Annotated in this window: 19 protein-coding genes; 4 read left to right on the top strand and 15 right to left on the bottom strand. The window is 54.2% G+C overall.

What is annotated here, in order from left to right:
• Positions 1-2 precede the first annotated feature (2 nt).
• The 10 genes from madM to ACT3RQ_RS02915 all read right to left on the bottom strand — a co-directional run bounded on the left by madM (position 3) and on the right by ACT3RQ_RS02915 (position 10,127).
• A complete protein-coding gene (madM, locus tag ACT3RQ_RS02960; RefSeq protein ID WP_172117866.1) occupies positions 3-764 on the bottom strand; it encodes a malonate transporter subunit MadM in 762 nt (253 codons plus the stop codon).
• A 15-nt stretch (positions 765-779) separates the two neighbouring features.
• Positions 780-1,250, bottom strand: a complete 471-nt coding sequence (gene madL, locus ACT3RQ_RS02955; RefSeq protein WP_087110906.1) for a malonate transporter subunit MadL — start codon at positions 1,248-1,250, stop codon at positions 780-782.
• Positions 1,251-1,339: 89 nt separating this feature from the next.
• Positions 1,340-2,875, bottom strand: a complete 1,536-nt coding sequence (locus tag ACT3RQ_RS02950) for a malonate--CoA ligase (RefSeq protein WP_444621585.1) — start codon at positions 2,873-2,875, stop codon at positions 1,340-1,342.
• Between the two features lie 35 nt (positions 2,876-2,910).
• Entirely contained in the window at positions 2,911-4,248 is a 1,338-nt protein-coding gene (locus ACT3RQ_RS02945) for a malonyl-CoA decarboxylase (RefSeq protein ID WP_444621584.1), read from the bottom strand.
• A gap of 316 nt (positions 4,249-4,564) precedes the next feature.
• Entirely contained in the window at positions 4,565-5,326 is a 762-nt protein-coding gene (locus ACT3RQ_RS02940; RefSeq protein ID WP_444621583.1) for an SDR family NAD(P)-dependent oxidoreductase, read from the bottom strand.
• A gap of 105 nt (positions 5,327-5,431) precedes the next feature.
• The gene (locus ACT3RQ_RS02935) at positions 5,432-6,196 is read right to left on the bottom strand and encodes a M15 family metallopeptidase (RefSeq protein ID WP_441677362.1); all 765 of its coding nucleotides are present in this window, start codon (positions 6,194-6,196) and stop codon (positions 5,432-5,434) included.
• A gap of 4 nt (positions 6,197-6,200) precedes the next feature.
• On the bottom strand, positions 6,201-7,478 hold the full coding sequence (locus tag ACT3RQ_RS02930; protein ID WP_444639229.1) for a TRAP transporter large permease: 1,278 nt from the start codon (positions 7,476-7,478) through the stop codon (positions 6,201-6,203).
• Complete coding sequence (locus ACT3RQ_RS02925) at positions 7,475-7,966, bottom strand: TRAP transporter small permease (RefSeq protein ID WP_444639228.1); 492 nt, start codon at positions 7,964-7,966, stop codon at positions 7,475-7,477. Before ACT3RQ_RS02925 ends, ACT3RQ_RS02930 begins: the two co-directional genes overlap by 4 nt.
• Before the next feature lie 74 nt (positions 7,967-8,040).
• Positions 8,041-9,030 carry a TRAP transporter substrate-binding protein DctP gene (dctP, locus tag ACT3RQ_RS02920; protein WP_444679990.1) on the bottom strand — a complete coding sequence of 330 codons (990 nt, stop codon included), beginning with the start codon at positions 9,028-9,030 and terminating at the stop codon, positions 8,041-8,043.
• Positions 9,031-9,200: 170 nt separating this feature from the next.
• Complete coding sequence (locus ACT3RQ_RS02915; protein ID WP_444679989.1) at positions 9,201-10,127, bottom strand: LysR family transcriptional regulator; 927 nt, start codon at positions 10,125-10,127, stop codon at positions 9,201-9,203.
• A gap of 192 nt (positions 10,128-10,319) precedes the next feature.
• Here ACT3RQ_RS02915 and ACT3RQ_RS02910 point away from each other — a divergent pair, with 192 nt between their 5' ends.
• Both ACT3RQ_RS02910 and ACT3RQ_RS02905 read left to right on the top strand, forming a co-directional pair.
• The gene (locus ACT3RQ_RS02910; RefSeq protein ID WP_087110915.1) at positions 10,320-10,613 is read left to right on the top strand and encodes a hypothetical protein; all 294 of its coding nucleotides are present in this window, start codon (positions 10,320-10,322) and stop codon (positions 10,611-10,613) included.
• A gap of 174 nt (positions 10,614-10,787) precedes the next feature.
• Positions 10,788-11,315, top strand: a complete 528-nt coding sequence (locus ACT3RQ_RS02905; RefSeq protein ID WP_442353188.1) for an HPP family protein — start codon at positions 10,788-10,790, stop codon at positions 11,313-11,315.
• A 23-nt stretch (positions 11,316-11,338) separates the two neighbouring features.
• Here ACT3RQ_RS02905 and ACT3RQ_RS02900 read toward each other — a convergent pair whose 3' ends face one another.
• Positions 11,339-11,938 (bottom strand): gamma-glutamylcyclotransferase, encoded by a 600-nt coding sequence (locus tag ACT3RQ_RS02900; protein ID WP_444679988.1) that lies wholly within the window; start codon positions 11,936-11,938, stop codon positions 11,339-11,341.
• A 64-nt stretch (positions 11,939-12,002) separates the two neighbouring features.
• Between ACT3RQ_RS02900 and ACT3RQ_RS02895 the strand changes: the two genes are divergently transcribed.
• Positions 12,003-12,866 carry a sirohydrochlorin chelatase gene (locus ACT3RQ_RS02895; protein WP_444679987.1) on the top strand — a complete coding sequence of 288 codons (864 nt, stop codon included), beginning with the start codon at positions 12,003-12,005 and terminating at the stop codon, positions 12,864-12,866.
• A gap of 83 nt (positions 12,867-12,949) precedes the next feature.
• Positions 12,950-14,539, top strand: coding sequence for an ABC-F family ATPase (locus ACT3RQ_RS02890; RefSeq protein ID WP_441677378.1), 1,590 nt, complete (start codon positions 12,950-12,952; stop codon positions 14,537-14,539).
• Between the two features lie 234 nt (positions 14,540-14,773).
• On the opposite strand, the gene ACT3RQ_RS02885 is transcribed toward ACT3RQ_RS02890, so the two are convergent.
• The 4 genes from ACT3RQ_RS02885 to ACT3RQ_RS02870 form a co-directional block, all read right to left on the bottom strand.
• Positions 14,774-15,892: an alkene reductase gene (locus ACT3RQ_RS02885; RefSeq protein WP_444679986.1), complete on the bottom strand. Its 1,119-nt coding sequence runs from the start codon at positions 15,890-15,892 to the stop codon at positions 14,774-14,776.
• 228 nt (positions 15,893-16,120) lie between these two features.
• Complete coding sequence (locus tag ACT3RQ_RS02880) at positions 16,121-16,492, bottom strand: hypothetical protein (RefSeq protein WP_172117878.1); 372 nt, start codon at positions 16,490-16,492, stop codon at positions 16,121-16,123.
• A gap of 144 nt (positions 16,493-16,636) precedes the next feature.
• A complete protein-coding gene (locus ACT3RQ_RS02875; RefSeq protein ID WP_444679985.1) occupies positions 16,637-17,377 on the bottom strand; it encodes a TSUP family transporter in 741 nt (246 codons plus the stop codon).
• Positions 17,378-17,388: 11 nt separating this feature from the next.
• A complete protein-coding gene (locus tag ACT3RQ_RS02870) occupies positions 17,389-18,069 on the bottom strand; it encodes a transglycosylase SLT domain-containing protein (RefSeq protein ID WP_444679984.1) in 681 nt (226 codons plus the stop codon).
• Positions 18,070-18,184: the final 115 nt, after the last annotated feature.

Genomic DNA, 18,184 nt, shown 5'->3' with positions numbered 1-18,184 from the left:
CTTTAAAAAACGGCGCGCACAGCAAGGTACAGCACTGAAGGGGCAAGCAGTGCGCCCAGCCCGGTATAGAAAGTGGCCGTCATGGCACCATAAGGCACCAGTTTCGGGTCGGTGGCAGCAAGGCCTGCCGCCACGCCACTAGTGGTGCCCATCAAGCCACCGAAGATCATCGCAGAGCGCGGGTTGTCCAGACCGATATGGCGGGCAGCGATGGGGGTCAGCACCATCACCAGAATCGATTTGAAAAGGCCTGCTGCAATCGAAAGCGCAATAATGTCGGAAGAGGCGCCAATGGAGGCGCCGGCAATGGGGCCAACAATGTAGGTGACGGTACCGGCACCAATGGTGGTGAGCGAGACCGGGTCCCGATAGCCAAATGCGTAAGCCACGGCCACACCCGCCACGAAGGACACAATGACGCCCAAAAACAGCGCGATGATACCGCTGATTCCCGCTGCACGAATTTCCTGAAAGCGCACCCCGTAAGCTGTGGCGATGATGGCCAGGTCGCGCAGCATCCCGCCACCCATTAGCCCAAGCCCTGCAAACAGGCTGATATCGGCAAGCCCACGGCTACCGCCGGTATGAACGCCGCCAAAATAAGCGAGCGCGAGGCCCACCATAATCGCAATGGCTGAGCCGTGAACGCGGCCCTTGGTCAGCTTGTCGCTGACCAGATAAGAGATATACATTGCACCGCCTACCAGCGCAAAGGCGGCGATTAGGTGCTGTTTTTCGAGCTGAGTGACGAACGATTCAATCATAACGATAGCCTCAGGTTAGCGGGCCGTGCGCGTGCGCGCAGACGCCGGAGAAGATGAAGAGGTTTTGACCCGAGACTTACTGGCCTTACTGGCGCTTGAAGCAGACGCAACCGCTGTCGTGGATGAGGATTTCGGATGACCGAGACGAGTGAGGAAGGGCACCAATGCAAAGCTTGCGGCAACGGCCACCAGGCTTGCCAGGAGCGCGATCATCCCACCATCAAAGGCAGCGGCAACATCTTGACTCGCCGCCATGGCCACCACAATGGGGATATACATGCCGTTCCAGAAGGTGATGCCGCTTTCGGTACCGCTGGGCATTTTTCCCTTGTCCATCAGGTAGCCGCCCAGAAAAATCAGCATCAGCATGGCAATGCCGACGCCGCCTACGTTGGAATTGACGCCCAGCAGCATGCCCAGCACATCACCTGCCCATAGGCCAACCAACATACACCCTGCGAGCAGGGCAACTCCGTAAATCACCATGGCAATCTTCCTGTTTTATCGTTGTTGTATGGAGCTATCTTTAACCGCAGTCAGGGCTTAGCCCTTCCCCTGCGGCGCGGGATCCAGCATCAAGCGTTAGCGGCGGTGTGCTCCTTTTTAAAGGTGTCAGCGTAGGTGTCACGCAACTGATTCTTCTGCACTTTGCCCATAACGTTGCGAGGGAGCGCATCGGCAAAGAAAACCCGCTTGGGCTGTTTGTAGCGTGCTACCTGGTCCTTCAGCGCGGCCAGTACCAGTGCTTCGCTAACGGCGTCTGAAGCACTGGGGACCACCACGGCGACGACCCCTTCGCCCAGGTCGCTATGAGGCACACCAATAACGGCCGACTCCATTACGCCGGGCAGGTCATCAATCAACTGCTCAATCTCTTTCGGGTAGACGTTGTAGCCGCCGGAGATCACCAGGTCCTTATCGCGGCCCACGATATTCAGGTAGCCTTGGTCATCCATCAGGCCTAAATCGCCGGTAATGAAAAAGCCGTCATCACGAAACTCCGCCTTGGTCTTTTCGGGCATGCGCCAATAGCCCTGAAAAATGTTAGGCCCGCGTAGCTCAACCATGCCGGTTTCCCCTTGGGCAAGTGCGGCGCCACTTTCACGGTCGGCAATCCGTACTTCTACGCCTGGCAAGGGCTTGCCCACGGTGCCGGGCCGACGCTTGCCATTGTAGGGGTTGGAGGTGTTCATGTTGGTTTCGGTCATGCCGTAACGCTCAAGAATGGCGTGGCCGGTACGTGCTTCAAACGCTTCATGGGTTTCCGCCAGCAGCGGCGCCGAGCCCGAAATAAACAGGCGCATATTGGCAACGACATCGCGGTTTAAACGCGGCGAAGCGAGCAGGCGGGTATAGAAAGTGGGTACGCCCATTAGCACGCTGGCATGGGGCATCAGGTCAAGCAGCTCATCCACGTCCAACTTGGGTAGGAACGTCATTGACGCGCCGTTAATTAGCGTAATGTTGCACGCTACAAAAAGCCCATGGGTATGGAAAATCGGTAGGGCATGAATCAGGTGATCGTGCTCGGAATAGTGCCACGCCTCGCTCAACGCCTGGCTGTTGGAGGCCAGATTCTGGTGGCTTAGCATGGCGCCCTTGGAGCGCCCGGTGGTACCCGAGGTGTACAGGATGGCCGCCAGGTCGTCGGCCGATACCTCACACACCTGCTCGGTTTCGGAGGCCTTGTCGACCTTCTCCATCAGGCTGCCGTCGGCGTTGGTGCCCAGGCTTTCTACATGGGCAACGCCGCTGGCGATAGCGCGGGCATGTTGCAGCACCTCTGGGCGGCAAACATAAACGTGTGGCTCGGCATCTTCCAGAAAGTAGGCGATTTCGCTGTCGGTATAGGCGGTATTCAGTGGCAAATACACCGCGCCGACCTGAAGGCAGGCAAGATACAGCATCACGATCTCAGGGCTTTTGTCGACCTGTACGGCCACTCGGTCGCCCGGTGAAACGCCCAGCTCAATCAGGGTACTGGCCATTCTTCGACTGGTAGCGAGAACATCGCTGTACCGGTAGCGCTTGCCGTTGAGCGTATCCATCAGCACCTTATTGGGCTGACGTTCAAAATGCGGATAGAACTTGAGATAAAGATTGTGGTTCATGAAAGGGTCCTTTTTATTATCCAAAGCGCTCGCTGTTAGGCGTTCGCTTCACTGTTGAAATACTGGCCTGCCTGATTGGCTAAACGGCGAATGTCATTGGCACATACCACGCTATGGTTGCGAGTATAGGCTTCGTGGTTTTGCTCAATACGCTCCAACTGATAGAGGTAGTTAACCATCAGGCCGTGGGCCTGTTGCAGACCTTTGGATGAGGTGTCACCCAGCCAATTCAGCCGATGAAGGCTGGCACCATTGCCTAAATGAAAACGCGCGACCGGATTGAGCGGTTGGCCACTACGGTGCTTGGCCTCGGTTAAGTAATAGGCGGCCAGGCGCATGAACTCTTTATGCGCGGCGGCGGGCAGCTCGGTTGCTTCATGGTCCTGTAAAAAGGTGCCTAGCGTCTCTGGCAGTACCAGTGACTGCGAGGCACGCTGCTCGGCGAGCCAGTCGGCGAAACCGGGTACCGGCGAAAGCGTGACAAAGTTCTTCAACTGCGGCAGCTCGCGGCTAAGCTCCTGTACGACTTGCTTGATCAAAAAGTTGCCGAACGACACCCCTTTAAGTCCTGCCTGACAGTTGCTGATGCTGTAGAACACCGCAGTGTCGGCTACCTCCAGCGGCACTTCTTCGCCATGTTCCAAAATACGCTGAACGTTGTCGGGGATACCTTTACAAAGCGCCACTTCCACAAAAATAAGCGGCTCGTCGCCGGTGGCCGGGTGGAAAAAGGCGTAACAGCGGCGATCATCTGGATCAAGGCGGCGGCGCAGGTCGCGCCAGTCGCTGATGGCATGCACCGCCTCGTATTGAATGAGCTTTTCCAACACGGCGGCGGGCGTATTCCAGTCGATGCTTTCCAGCACCAGAAACCCCCGGTTAAACCAGGAATTAAACAGATGCGAGAAGTCGCTGTTGAGCGCGGCAAGCTCTGGCGTATGGCGCAATTGCTTGAGCAAGTCGGCACGCATCTTGACCAGCTCGAAGGTGCCGCCTGGGCAAAGGTTCAAACGGCGCAATAAATCCTGACGACGCGGTTCACAAGCGTTAAACAGTTGTTCCAGCGCGGCGTTATCCTCCGACGCACAGTACGCTTTGTAGGCGCTATGGATGGCGCTAGGCTCAGCGGAATAGTCGCTGGCCAGCAGCGAAAAGAACGCCAGTCTCTCTTCAGGCGCCAACTGCTGATAATGAGTGAGCGCACGCTGGGCGGTCATTATCTGGGAGGCTTCACCGCCACGCTCCATCAGCGTTGCACAGGCTGATGAGAGAGCTTGCAAGTGCGCACCACTGCTTTGTGCGGTGTTAGACGCGTTACCCAAGAGACGTGTACGCGTACTGATATTGGAGAGTAGCCCTTGAAGAAACGTCATGTTCACATTCATGCACATCGACCTCTGGATGGGCGGTCCCTTGGCAGGGCACGCTTGACGGCGTAGAGAAATTTATTAGGCGCCTTGTTATATATAACAAATAGAGGTTTAAAATATTTAGGTCAAGCGTGGCAGGGGTAGACATAAGGTGAAGGCTTGGAGAAAAGCGCGTGAGAATAGCGGGTTAGCCAGCAAAAAAGGACAGGCAGAGAAGCCTAATAAAGGGCTGCTGTACGAGTGAATACTGGTGAAGGAGAAGCGTTGTATCACCCGTGCAGCAGCATAAAAAGCAGACGCGTGTTAACGGGTTGAGACGTTATTCAGGGTCGCGGTCAACATTAAGCGGCGACCATGCCTGGCGCACGGGCATGATTTCCAAGCGATTAATATTAATATGCGCGGGCAGTGTGGCGAGATAGTAGAGCTGCTCGGCAATGTCTTCGGCCTGAAGCGGCGTAGTACCGCGATACAGTGCATCGGAGGCTTCCTGATTGCCTTTCGTGCGTACCAGGGTGAATTCGGTTTCCGCCAGGCCCGGGGCAAGGTCGGTAACCCGTACGCCAGTGCCTAATAAATCGCAGCGCAAGTTGTAGCTAAACTGTTGAACAAACGCTTTGGAGGCGCCGTATACATGGCCGCCAGGGTAAGGCCACTGGCCTGCCACAGAACCAAGATTCAAGATGCTGGCACCTTTACCATGCGCCAGTAGCAGTGGCATCGCGGCGTGAGTGACGTTGACCAGCCCGGTGATGTTGGTATCAATCATGGTATGCCAGTCGTTGAGGTCGACCTGCTGCGCAGGCTCGGGCGCCAGTGCCAAGCCTGCATTATTGATCAAGCAGGTGAGCGGCAAAAAGCGCTCAGGTAAATTGCTGATAGCGTTGGTGACCGCGTCGCTATCGCGTACATCAAGTGTCAGGGTTAATACCGGCACCTGCTGTGAAAGCTCGCTCTCAAGCGCTTTCAAGCGCTCTTCCCGGCGGCCAGTCAAAATCAATGACCAGCCTGCTTTTGCAAAACGCATGGCGGCGGCCTTACCAAAGCCGGATGTTGCACCGGTAATTAAAACGCTGGGCATTGCGAAGACTCCTTTAGTGGGCGGACACAATAGATTCAGTCCTAATGTAGCCTGTTTCGCTTGGCTTCTTGAAGGCTTAATGGCTATTTGCTTGATGCCAATAGATTAGCCTAACTGACGACGCCAGCGATTCTCTATGGTATCAAGCTCGGCCGGACCGTAGTGAGCGCTGCTTTGGCCTGAATAATGTCCCCAGAGCTGATCGCCTAAGTCGTAATGCCACCACTCACTAGGTAAGTTAGTAAACCCTTGGGCGGCCATAGTGTGGTAGAGCAAGCGCCTATGGCCCCGGGCTTGACGCTGCGATTCATTAAGGCTTCCCAGTTGTTCAAAATGATCCGTATGTGAAGCTGGCAGCGTCTCATCAAACAGTGTGCCCATATCTAACGGCACACCATCCAAGCCGCAGAGTGTGATGTCAACCGCCCCTCCGGTTAAGTGAGGGCTGGGAGCACTGCTATCCCGGCTAGGTATTGAGACAAACTCGCGGGTGCGGCATAAAAGCTCGCTATCGCTCAGCGTAGGTTCACGATGGCGAATCGCCTCCTGTAGCGTTTCGAATAGATACTGTTGAACCCGCCAAGGGCGCCAGCCGTCTAGCACAATCAGCCCGATATCCTTGGGCAGGCTACGAGCAGCAGCTACCAGCGCGCGGTAGACACCTTCACGTACAAAGCATTCGTTCACGGCGCCGGGTATACCCAGCCGGGCATAGGCGGGGAAGACGCGAACCGATGGCGAGGCCAGGCTCATGGGAAGCAGGCGTTCTCCATTATCGGCAATTGGCAGGCGGCTCACCTGCTCCCAGTGAGGAGCAGGATGGCTTGGAATCGGCGACAAGGCCTTATCAGAGAGCAAATATGCAGACATTGTCTTATCCAAAAGAGGTGGGTAGCCACAGTGCTAGCGCAGGGAAAAAAATAATTAGCAACAGCACGGCGATAGCCGTTAGTACAAAGGGCCAGATTGTTCTGAATAATGAGACAATTTCCAGTCGGCTGACCGCGGCGGCTACGAAAACACAGGCACCCAAGGGCGGAGTGATTAAGGCGATTGTGATATTCAGTGTAATAATTACGCCTAGGTGCACCGGATCGATACCTGCCATCATGGCGACCGGTGCAAAGATAGGAGTTAGCAGCATCAGAGCTGATACCTCTTCCATGAACATGCCCGTCAGGAAGGTAATCACACTAAGCAGGAGTAATATCATGACAGCATTGTCGATATAGGGCGTAAGCAGAGAGACAAACTGCGCGGGCACTTGAGCGTAGGAAAGTAACCAACTGATGGTTGCTGAGGCGGCCATGATCAGAAAAATGGCGCTTGTAAGACGCGCAGTATCTGCTACTGCCTGCCAGCAGTGGCGCAGGTGCAAATTACCCAATACCACACCGCATAGTCCGACATAAAGCGCTGTAAGTGCTCCGGACTCGGTAGGCGTCACAAATCCTAGAACAATGCCTGCTACGATAATAAATGGCGCCACTAGCGCTGGAAGGGCGGCAATAAAGGCAATCAGCAACTGATACAGCGACGGCAAATTACCACTTTTAGGCAGTCTGTGACGCCAAGCGTACCAAGCATTCATGCTCATGAAGGCAATGCCTAGCAGAAGGCCCGGTATAATACCGGCTAGAAACAGATCCCCTACTGAGGTGTTGGTTAGCGATGCATACAGAATCATGAAGATGCTGGGTGGTATAATCGGACCGATTAACGAGCTACCTGCTGTCAAACCGGCTGCAAACGCCCGTGAATAGCCTTCTTTCTCCATGGCCGGCACCAGCAGCGAGCCAAGCGCAGAAGTGTCTGCCACGGCGGAGCCGTTAACGCCAGCGAAGAAAACGCTAGATACCACGTTGACATGCCCCATACCTCCGCGTAGATGGCCGACCAATAGCCGCGCAAGGCCCATCAGGCGTTCTGTCAGGCCGCTAGCATTCATCAGATTACCTGCCAAGATGAATAGCGGAATCGCCATCAAGGAAAAAACGTTGATGCCACCAAAAAACTGCTGCGGCATCATACGTGGAATCATGGAGGGGTCGACAAACATAAAGCCAACCAGCGCTGTAACCAGCAGCGAAATAAATAGTGGTAAACCGAGTAGCACATGGACTAAAAAAACGCCCAGCATGGTAATAATCATGCCCTGTCCTCCACGGTTTTAAGCGGGGCGGGACCATAGAGCAGGATATGCCAAGCCAGCAGGGCAAACCCCAATGGCAAGGAAAGCAGGGGTACTGAGCGGCTGATACCTAGACCCGATGTAGTAAACATATTAACCGATAGCGCGTAGCGGTAGCTGACCCAAGTGCCACCGACGGCTAGAAATAGTGTAAGCAGCCATTGGTACAGGTTTAAAAGACGTGCCAACGGCGCCGGCAAGAGTCGTTCCAGCAGACCAACCCGCATATGTCCACCTTCAGACCATACGGCGCCAGCGGCGATCATTACGGTAGCAATAATCAAAAAGCGTGACAGCTCGTCGGTCCAGATGGGAGCGCCGCCTGCGATATAGCGGGTAAAGACGCCGTATAGAATGGCGAGCACATTCACTGATAGTAGCAACCCAGCTAGGGTAAGCGTGACCGGGCGGCTAATGGCCAGCATGTGGTGGCGAAGCGTGGTCAACATGATGATATTCCCGACAACACGAAAGGGAAGGGCCGACATTAATCGGCCCCGATAATTACGCGTCAAGCAGCTGGTTAATCGTTGAGCTCACTCATGCCGGCATCTTCAAGCGCCATATCTATCCAGCTTTGACCAATGCCACGCTCCGCCAGCCACGCCAGGTAGGCGGGCTGACCCACGGTACGAAATGCTTCCAGATCCTCTTCTGAGGGGCGAATCACCTCCATGCCTTGCTCCTCAAGGTAGGCGATACGCGAGTCTACTTGGGACTCATTGGCTTCGCGGGCATTCTTGTTGGCTTCGTTCACCGCTTCCATAAACGCCGAGCGTAACTCATCGTCCCAGCCAGCGATCATCGCACTATTGCCCACCAGGAATTGGTCGGAGTATTGAATATTGGCAAGCGTCAGGTAGTCCTGCACTTCATAGAGACTAGCAAGCGCGATATACATCGGCGGATTCATCTGGCCGTTGGCAACACCAGTGCGCAGCGCCATGTAAGTTTCTGTCCAAGGGATGGGCGTGCCCGATGCGCCAAAGGACTCATAGAGGGCGACTTGGCTTGGGTCCATTGCTCTGAAACGTAGACCTTTGAAATCATCCGGATGGCTGATTGGCCGTTCACTGTTGGTAAACGCCAGAAATCCGCCCTCTTCTACAACGGCGAGCATGTCTATACCCGCTCGGTCTTGAAGAGTGTCGCTTAAGGCTAGCCAGTAATCACCTTCATCGAAAAATGTCCGGGCCGCATCGAAATCTTCAAACAGAAACGGAATGGCGCTCACAAATATCTCATCGACCAGAGGGGAGACGCCCGCAAACGATGCGATATTGAGCATGGGCGTATTCATTGTCTGCTCCATGCGTTCCTCTTCTCCGCCCAGCATGCTGTTCGGGAAAAGTTGCAGTTTGATCGCGTCGTTGGTTTTCTCTTCGACAAGCTCTTTTAGGTTGGTGGCAAATACGTGAACTGCATTTTTCTCAGGATCCGGAGCACCGTTATAGCTCAAGTTAATGCTCGTGGCGGCACACGCATTTCCGATTAGCAGTGCAGAACCAAGCATACATGCGCCTGTAAGTAATTTGGGCATAAAGTGAGACGTTAACATTAAGATCTCCTTGTTTATAATATAAACGGCAGTTATCAGGATGTATCTTGCTAGAGCTTTGTTATGATTGACGTAAGAAGACTAAGCATTGATGCGTTGACTATTCAATACTTAAAGTGTTGTCTTTAACGCAACAGGCGGGGCGCATTACTGGAAAAAAAACGCATGCCTTTATTAAGGTGTTTCACGCAGGCATGCCCGGCAACAGTGAGTTCTTGGCCTAGGAGGCTGACAATCTGTGCACGCGCGTCATTCATTAATGAATATTTCATGGGCAGACTAGTAATTTCGTTACGCTCAATCTCATCAATAATGGTGAGTTCGGGCATGAAGGTGACACCAATGCCTGAGCGTACAAAGTTCTTGAGTACGGCTACCGAATTTGTATGGAGACGTGCCTCAATGTGAACGCGCTCATGGTGGGCCACCATGTTGACCATTTGGCGCATTCCAAAAGGGTTATCCATAAGGCCTAGTGGCCAAGGGAGTAAATCGTTCAAGTTGATAGGGCGGTGCAACGTGCAAAGTGGATGGCCAGGAGGCACAATTAGATCCAGCGGCTGACAGGTTTCCACATGGCAGTAGAGTGCTGGGTCAACCGGGGGGGCGTAGAGTAGCGCAAGTTCTACTTCGCGATCCTTAAGCAGTGATATTGCCTCATTGACACCGGCCATCCGGATCTCGACATTAATGCCATTAAACGTCGACATAAAGTCGCCCAGAGGCTTGGCGATCAAGTCAGCGATAAATCCCTCACCTACGGCGATACGTACATCTCCGCGCGTCAACCCTTGCAGTTCCATTAACTGTGATAAGACAGCCTCTTCCTGAGCCCGCTGGGTATGAAAATGGTGTACCAACAGTTGTCCGGCTTGGGTGGGGTGCATGCCTCCGCCGTGGCGCTCGCACAGCTTGACGCCCAGCTCCTCTTCCAACGCCTTTATTTGCCGACTAAGCGCCGACGCATCGACATCCAAGTAAGCTGCTGCACGGCGCAGCGAACCTCTGCGAATTACCTCGTTAAGATAGTTCAGAGCGCGCTGGTTGAGCATTGAGAGTAGCCGTTAGAAAAAGTGGATTATGAATTAGCAGCTTATCAGAGACTACAGTGGATAAAATGGTAACAGGGCAGCTTCCCCCTTTAGGAGCAATACTCTCCTTGTAAACGAGCGCATTATTTTGCCCGTTGCTGGGTTTTAGCTGACAATGCCAACCAACACGATGGTTACGTTTGAGGATATTGCATGCAGGCAAACGGTTTTTTTGACAGGGTGGGGGAAACCATCGGCGATGTAATTCGTACGGTGGTTGAGTTCCTATTGGCTATTTTTACCAACTTCTTCGGTGCCCTTGAAGAGTTTGTCGATGGGCTCAGTCGTTCGCTGGGGATCAACGCGTCATTTTTTAGCCTTCTGGTGTTAATCATAGGGCTTTATCTATTGTGGGGTGGTGTGCGAGCGCTGCTGCGCGGGTCACTGTTTGGCGCCATTGTGCGGATTTTGTTGGCGCTATTTATTCTTTCTTGGCTCATTATGTAATCAGTCTCAGTATTAAGATGCTTAAGTAAGCTTGCTAAGTATCTGTATTAATGGCGTTAATCGTTTCTCTCGTTAATGTTTTGAAACGTATTCATAACGCTATGACCATTTATCATTTGCCTATTTGGTGCAATTTGCCATCATTTCGCACTTCTTTAGTGCAATGAGAGCGAGATGAAAACGTATCTTGGCAAAATGCGGGGCGAACGTATTCAGCGCAATCGGGTAGGTTGGCAGGATGCTGTATGGTCATGGTTGGGCGCATTTACCGGTATGGCGGTGATTTGCTGGTTAAGCTCGGCATGGCTTTCCCAGCAGTTGCTGATTGTGGGTTCGTTTGGGGCAACGTCGGTACTGATCTATGCCGCACCGGAAAGTCCGTTTGCGCAGCCCAGCCATGTGCTGTTTGGCAGTGTCCTGTCAGCGTGTATTGGGGTGGGCTGTTACCAGCTTTTGGGGGCAACGCCTCTTTCCATGGCGCTTTCGGTATCGCTTTCCATTCTGATTATGCAATTAACCCATACGGTGCATCCGCCCGGCGCTGCTGCGGCGCTTATTGCGGTAGGTGGCGGTACCAGTGTGCATAACCTGGGCTGGTGGTACCCGCTGCTGCCCATCGGCATGGGCTGTGTGGTGATGCTGGCGATCGCAATTTTGGTTAATAACCTGGCGCGCCATCGCCGCTATCCGCGCTATTGGTAGTGTCCGTACGATTGATAGCGCAACTAAAGGCGGTTTAACTGCTGCTCCAGCGCGAAAATATGCGCATCATCGACGTTTAAATGCCGCAGTGCCTGAGCCAGGTTAACCAGGTAGTCACGGTTGGGGCCGCTAGGGCCAGACGCGTGAGCAATCTGGCGGGCCATATCATCAAGCGGCGCTGGGCCTAGAAAGGCGGGATTATCGTCGGTTGCCAAATACACTAGCCCTTGCGTTTGCGCTTGATCACCCTCGTTAGTGCTTGAGTCACTGTCCGTAAAATTGTCCGTAAAAAACAGGGGCGTTAACTCGCGCAAGTAGCCATTTTTCTCGCGGTGATCCAACGGCGCTAACGTCTCGGGAGTAATGCGGTAGGCCATGCCGTGGCAAATAGCCCCTGGGACAGGTGTGAGAGTGACCACGCGACCAGGCGCTTCCAGCGTGCCACGATGATCATGGGAACCCTGCCAGAAGCGGCGCTCCCAACCGGTAATATAAGCACTGCGTTTTTCCAGGAAGGGAAAATCCGCTTTCCAGATCAGCGATCCGTACCCGAAAATCCAGATTTCCGCATCTGCATCGAAGCAGTGGCGCTGCTGGTTGATGGCAGTAGTATCGATCAACATGGACCCCGTCACGTGGTTTAAAATGCCATGGTAACATGACCAAGCACTCTCCCTTGGAGCACTCATGCGCGCTATTTTTCTGGTCGATAATGGCTCATTACGCCCGGCCGCCACCCGCAATTTACGCCGTATAGCGGCCTTGCTTAGCCAACAAACAGGCGAGACGGTGTGTGCCGCGTCACTGCTCCACTCCCATAAAATCCCGGCTGATGAACTGGAGGGCACTCCCGCCCTTACCCTTGGGCCTGCCGCCGAGCGCAGCGCGGAGCAAGGGGCTACCGAGATCATCGTTTTGCCGTTCTTTTTTGGGCCAAGCAAGGCCTTGACCGACTATCTACCCGAACGTATGGCGACCCTGCAAGCGCGCTTTCCTCACGTGAGTGTACGAGTTGCCCAGCCGTTGGTGGACGAGCAGGGTGATAACGACCTGCGGCTGGCCAGGCTGTTGGCTGACAACGTACGCGAGCATCTTAATGGCACGCCCCCCCGGGTTGCGCTTGTCGACCACGGCAGCCCTATCCCTGAAGTGACTGCCGTGCGCAACCGGCTGGCCGGGCAGTTGAGTGTGCTGTTAGCGAATGAGGTTGCTTGCGTGGCCGCGGCGTCCATGGAGCGGCGTGAAGGTGAGGCGTATCGCTTTAACGAACCGCTGTTGCAAAACCTGCTGGATAACCCCGATTTTCACGATGGGCCGGTCGTCCTGGCGATGCTGTTTCTCTCACCGGGCAGGCATGCAGGGGAAGAGGGTGATATTGCCGAGATTTGCCAGGCCGCTCAACAGCGTCACCCTACGCTTAATGTTGCGACCACAAGACTGGTCGGTGAACATTCCGGTATTGTCGATATTTTGCACTCTCGGCTATGCCAAGCGATTGATGGGCAACGCTTTCTGCTGGAACTGCCCGCGCCCGATAGCACACTGCGTTAGGCGAAGGGTGTAACGTTGCCCAAGAGCGCGTAGAATCGCGAGCCTTTGTACGCGCAATTACTCCGCTAACCAGGGTCACCATCTTGATCGCAACCGCCAATATCACCATGCAGTTCGGGGCCAAGCCCCTGTTCGAGAACGTCTCCGTCAAATTCAACAACGGCAATCGCTACGGTTTGATTGGCGCCAACGGTTGCGGCAAGTCGACCTTTATGAAGATTCTGGGTGGCGAGCTTGAACCAACCTCTGGCCAGGTCATGCTGGATAACAGCACGCGGCTGGGCAAGCTGCGCCAGGACCAGTTCGCCTATGAGAATGAGCGGGTCATCGACACTGTGATCATGGGCAATACCGAGCTTTGGAAGGTTGCAGCGGAACGCGAACGCATCTACAGCCTGCCGGAAATGAGCGAAGAAGACGGTATGGCCGTGGCCGACCTGGAAGTGCGCTTCGCTGAGCTGGATGGCTACACTGCCGAATCCCGTGCCGGTGAATTGCTTCTGGGCCTGGGAATTCCCATTGAGCAGCATACCGGCCCAATGAGTGAAGTGGCTCCCGGTTGGAAGCTGCGCGTGCTGCTTGCCCAGGCACTGTTTTCTGACCCTGATGTACTGCTGCTCGACGAGCCTACCAACCACCTGGATATCAACACGATCCGTTGGTTGGAGGATATTCTGACGGCGCGTAACAGCACCATGATTATCATCTCTCACGACCGCCACTTCCTGAACAGCGTATGTACGCATATGGCGGACCTGGATTATGGTGAGATCACTCTGTTCCCGGGTAACTATGACGACTACATGACGGCAGCAACTGCTGCGCGTGAGCGTCAGCACTCGGATAACGCCAAGAAAAAAGCCCAAATTGCCGAGCTTCAGCAGTTTGTTAGCCGCTTTTCGGCGAACGCCTCGAAAGCCAAACAGGCCACCTCGCGGGCGCGCCAGATCGATAAAATCAAGCTCGAAGACATCAAGCCTTCCAGCCGGGTAAGTCCGTTTATCCGCTTTGACCAGAACAAGAAGATTCACCGTAATGCGGTCAACGTGGATGCGATCACCAAAGGCTACGATGACGGTGCGCCGCTGTTTGAGCGCTTCTCCATGTCCGTCGAAGCGGGTGAGCGTATTGCGATCATCGGCCCCAACGGTATCGGCAAAACGACCCTGCTGAAAACTCTGGCGGGCGACCTTCGCCCCGATAAAGGCGAAGTGAAGTGGACCGATGCGGCCGAAGTTGGCGTCTTTGCCCAGGATCATGCCGATGACTTTGCCGTCGATATGACGCTCTTCGAGTGGATGGGGCAGTGGACCCAGGGGGGCGAGCAAGTCGTACGCGGTGCGCTGGGGCGCATGCTGTTCTCAAGCGACGATATTGGAAAGTCCATCAAGGTCATTTCCGGCGGTGAACAGGGACGCATGCTGTTTGGCAAGTTAACCCTGACTAATCCTAACGTACTGCTGATGGATGAGCCGACCAACCACCTGGATATGGAATCCATTGAGGCGCTAAACCTGGCACTGGAAAACTATCCCGGTACGCTGATGTTTGTCAGCCACGACCGTGAGTTTGTGTCGTCACTCGCCACACGCATTATCGATATGCAGCCCGACGGCATTGTCGACTTCAGCGGCAGCTATGACGATTACCTGCGCAGCCAGGGCGTGGTGTAAACAGCGCCATCATCAACGGCTAAGGCATTGAGCGTGAACTCATCAGCCGATAATGGAGGCGTAGGTCGCTTCCGTTACCGGCTGGTGGTGGATATCCAATACATCCGCGTTTAAAAGACGTGACTTGGTAATCAGAACTTTTATAGTAACAGCGTTCTAACATGAATATATATGCAAAAAGCACCGCACAAGTGGTGCTTTTTGCTGTTATGAACACGCATTTACGTCGGCGTATTAACCAATACGATCATAACCGTTATCCATAAACGGGTAATCGGTATAGCCTTTCTCGTCGCCACCGTAGAAGGTCGCGTGATCAGGCTCATTCAATGGTGCGTTCTTATAAAAACGCTCCGCCAGGTCGGGGTTGGCGATATACGGACGGCCAAAGGCGGCGGCTTCCGCGTTGCCTGAATCGAGCAGGGCCTCGGCACGTTCGGCGTTATAGTTACCGCAGTAGATCAGGCTGCCGCTAAAGCGCTCACGCATCTGCTCGCGAAAACCGTCAGGGAACTGAATGTCGCCACCGGCCCAGTTGGGCTCGTTAAGATGTAAATAGGCAAGGCCACGCTTGGAAAGCTGATCCGCCGTATAGAACGCCATTGCTTCAGGCTCATCGTCGGTTAATCCAAACAGCTCGATAAACGGCGTCATGCGGATACCAACTCGGTCAGCGCCAAATACGTCAACAACGGCATCGACCACTTCCAGCGGGAAGCGCGCACGGTTTTCCAGCGAGCCACCGTATTGGTCGGTACGCTGGTTAGTGCCGGTGGCCAGGAACTGATTCAGCAAATAGGCGTTGGCTGCGTGCACTTCAACCATGTCGAAACCCGCACGCTTGGCACGCACCGCCGCCTGGCGGTAGTCATCCACAATGCCGGGGATCTCGTCGGTTTCCAGCGCGCGCGGTGTGCTGGTGGGGTGCTGGCCTGCGCTACCGTCTTCAAACTCAACAAAACACTGGGCGCCTTCACCTTTAAGCGCACTGGGCGCGACCGGCTGTTCGCCATTGGGTTGCACCATCTCGTGGGAAACACGCCCAACGTGCCAAAGTTGCAGCGCAATTCGACCGCCTTTGGCATGCACCGTATTGACGACCTCCTTCCAGCCCGCTTCCTGCTCATCGGTCCAAATGCCTGGGGTGTAGACGTAACCACGGGCAGTGGGAGAGATATTGGTTGCTTCACTGATAATCAGGCCAGAACCGGCCCGCTGCCCATAGTAGGCTTGCTGCCGTTTGCCAGGCACGCTATCCGGTGTGCGTGCGCGTGTGAGCGGTGCCATGATGACGCGGTTAGGAATCGACAGACTACCAAGTTGGGTCGGGTTAAAAAGTGCTTCAAATGCCATTCAGCTAACTCCTGTTACGTGCACTGCTTTAAAGTGATGACACAATAGACCAGTTTACTAGTAAGCGCCAACCACTCTTCCTTGTGGTTTGTTATGAGGTCGCCAGGCATAAAACAAAACCCCACCTTGATAAAGATGGGGCTTGGAGGACTCATTGATGGCGCCGTTGATTAACAGCGTACCGGGTAGTGACGTGCCTAAGTAACGATGTACCTGAGCGCGATGAACTCAATCTCGCTGCCAAGGCCAGCGCCGTTTAGGAGGTATGACGATTAGCTGAAGGGCATTGTTGAGCGGCAGCATAATCGCGGCTAACTGCCGGTGACAGATAGCGCTATTGAGTACACCGGGGCACTGTTTCAGCAGTAGCTCGCACTGTTGAGCGGCGAGAAAAATTTGCTCAACTACTTGAGGGGCAAATAGCGGTTTGGCCTCTTTGCAGCAGCGGTTAAGTTCTCCGGCCAGCATCGAAAGCATTCCAGTATCCAGCCAGCAGGGCAGCGGGTCGTCCAGCCGTCCTGCAATTGAGTGCTGAATCGCCTCGAACGAGGTTCGTAAGAACCCAAGGGTTTGGCGAAGCTGTCGCTGCTCACTGGTCATGTTATTTGCCTGCACTTCGTCAACAAGTCGTCGATAAGAGAAAGAGAGTGTTTCTCATTTTCATCTATCGAGACGATAGCGCCAGTTAATGAAGGTGTCAATAAATGGTATGTGCCTTAATGTACGCACGCCGGAACGGTCAATTTACTGACTCAGCAAATATGCCCCCTGGGCAAAATAGAAAATGCCAATACCGGTCACAATCCAGCGTGTCCATGTACGGAAGTTGGCATCGGTAAGGCGATGTAACACATGCGTGCCTGCTTGAGTGCCCAGGATAGCCAACGGTGCAGCCAGCAGTACCATGCCCCAATCCCCAGCACCTAGTGCCAGCGCAGCACTCAAGTAGAAGAGAATTTTAATACTATGCGCGACCACTTGGATCATTGCTTTAGTGGCCACCACTTCACGACGATCCATTCGAGAGCGTACAAAGAAGATATCGATCAGCGGTCCGGACACACCGGCGGCAATGGTTAACCCACCCGATGCCATGCCGCAAAGCAGCGCGTGGCTCGTTCGGTTGGCGTTGAGGTGGAACCAGCGTTTGGGCATCCACACCAGAATGGGCATCAAGCCAATTAACAGTGACACCGTGGCGGCATTGGCGCTATAGCCAAGCAACACCAGCAGCCCGGCGGCGCTTATTACGCCTAGCGTCATAAACGCGACCGTTCGCCAGACAATAAAGCGCCGTGATAACCATGCCCGCGACCCGTTAGCGGTAAGCTGAACGGCCCCATGAACGGCCATGGCGCTGGCCGCCGGGAACGCGAGCAGCAGAAACCACATCAGTACCAGCCCGCCCGCCATGCCGAAGATACCCGATAACATCGAGGTGAAAAAAACTACAAAAACAAAGAACGAACCGATGAGTAGGGACATGTTAAAACTGCTTAGCTACGGCAAAAGGGCCAGACCTGATAAAAACGGCGGCATTGAAATTCAGCTTCACAAGCATTGAGCTGGGATTGATAACGGTTTGTGCGAGCGACGATCTGCCGTGCTGCGTTGATTACCTGAGGCTTGCTCTGGTACGTGCCACGTCGATACCCGCCTGCGCCCTCGTGGTAGGCGTAATAGAGATGCTCAGGATTGGTTAATGAAATGCCTGCTTGCTGCTGAGATCGGTGGTTGTACCAGCCGATGAAGTCGGTGGCGTGCTTCATGCTGGTGCGCCGCGCAAACAAGCTACCTGCCTGCTCCTGGTACTCTCCCCATACCGGGTCCTGCGCTTGGGCATACCCTTTTGCCGAAGAGGGGCGGGGGCCGGGGATAAAGCCCAGGTAATACTTGCGGTCAGGACGAATGTGGCTTTTAAAGGAAGACTCCTGCTGAATAAACGCCATTTGTGTCGCAATGGACGTTCCCCACTTCTCCTGAGAGTCGCGTGCGTAGTCGTACCAAGTGGGCTGTTCGCGGAAAATTTCGCAGATATTGCTCTGGTCTTGTGGTGGGTTGGGGGCAAAGGTCGCACAGCCAGAGAGCAACAACACACACGCTAATCCTACCCAGCTGCGCAGTGTTAGCAGTGAAGATGAAAGCGCAGCGTTAAAATTATCAACAGGGCGGAGCATGCAGAATTCCTTGTGGATAACAGCGTCATTGATAACAGGGCTATTGATAATCGTGTTATTGATAGCCGCCAACACTAATACTGTTTAAGGGCTAGAGTTTATACGTACTAAAATC

Source organism: Halomonas sp. AOP43-D1-4 (genome assembly GCF_052446175.1).
GTDB classification, from domain to species: Bacteria; Pseudomonadota; Gammaproteobacteria; order Pseudomonadales; family Halomonadaceae; genus Vreelandella; species Vreelandella citrativorans.
Note: the sequence above shows the minus strand (reverse complement) of the source record. Positions and strands in the feature narration are given on the sequence as shown.

What these genes read in the sequence shown, in the direction of transcription:
- ACT3RQ_RS02925 (WP_444639228.1), bottom strand. Translation starts at nt 7,966, where the DNA reads ATGTTGACCACGCTTCGCCACCACATGCTGGCCATTAGCCGCCCGGTC.
- ACT3RQ_RS02915 (WP_444679989.1), bottom strand. Translation starts at nt 10,127, where the DNA reads ATGCTCAACCAGCGCGCTCTGAACTATCTTAACGAGGTAATTCGCAGA.
- ACT3RQ_RS02905 (WP_442353188.1), top strand. Translation starts at nt 10,788, where the DNA reads ATGAAAACGTATCTTGGCAAAATGCGGGGCGAACGTATTCAGCGCAAT.
- ACT3RQ_RS02950 (WP_444621585.1), bottom strand. Translation starts at nt 2,875, where the DNA reads ATGAACCACAATCTTTATCTCAAGTTCTATCCGCATTTTGAACGTCAG.
- ACT3RQ_RS02895 (WP_444679987.1), top strand. Translation starts at nt 12,003, where the DNA reads ATGCGCGCTATTTTTCTGGTCGATAATGGCTCATTACGCCCGGCCGCC.
- ACT3RQ_RS02940 (WP_444621583.1), bottom strand. Translation starts at nt 5,326, where the DNA reads ATGCCCAGCGTTTTAATTACCGGTGCAACATCCGGCTTTGGTAAGGCC.
- ACT3RQ_RS02935 (WP_441677362.1), bottom strand. Translation starts at nt 6,196, where the DNA reads ATGTCTGCATATTTGCTCTCTGATAAGGCCTTGTCGCCGATTCCAAGC.
- ACT3RQ_RS02870 (WP_444679984.1), bottom strand. Translation starts at nt 18,069, where the DNA reads ATGCTCCGCCCTGTTGATAATTTTAACGCTGCGCTTTCATCTTCACTG.
- ACT3RQ_RS02875 (WP_444679985.1), bottom strand. Translation starts at nt 17,377, where the DNA reads ATGTCCCTACTCATCGGTTCGTTCTTTGTTTTTGTAGTTTTTTTCACC.
- madM (WP_172117866.1), bottom strand. Translation starts at nt 764, where the DNA reads ATGATTGAATCGTTCGTCACTCAGCTCGAAAAACAGCACCTAATCGCC.
- ACT3RQ_RS02885 (WP_444679986.1), bottom strand. Translation starts at nt 15,892, where the DNA reads ATGGCATTTGAAGCACTTTTTAACCCGACCCAACTTGGTAGTCTGTCG.
- ACT3RQ_RS02880 (WP_172117878.1), bottom strand. Translation starts at nt 16,492, where the DNA reads ATGACCAGTGAGCAGCGACAGCTTCGCCAAACCCTTGGGTTCTTACGA.
- madL (WP_087110906.1), bottom strand. Translation starts at nt 1,250, where the DNA reads ATGGTGATTTACGGAGTTGCCCTGCTCGCAGGGTGTATGTTGGTTGGC.
- dctP (WP_444679990.1), bottom strand. Translation starts at nt 9,030, where the DNA reads ATGCTTGGTTCTGCACTGCTAATCGGAAATGCGTGTGCCGCCACGAGC.
- ACT3RQ_RS02900 (WP_444679988.1), bottom strand. Translation starts at nt 11,938, where the DNA reads ATGTTGATCGATACTACTGCCATCAACCAGCAGCGCCACTGCTTCGAT.
- ACT3RQ_RS02930 (WP_444639229.1), bottom strand. Translation starts at nt 7,478, where the DNA reads ATGATTATTACCATGCTGGGCGTTTTTTTAGTCCATGTGCTACTCGGT.
- ACT3RQ_RS02945 (WP_444621584.1), bottom strand. Translation starts at nt 4,248, where the DNA reads ATGACGTTTCTTCAAGGGCTACTCTCCAATATCAGTACGCGTACACGT.
- ACT3RQ_RS02910 (WP_087110915.1), top strand. Translation starts at nt 10,320, where the DNA reads ATGCAGGCAAACGGTTTTTTTGACAGGGTGGGGGAAACCATCGGCGAT.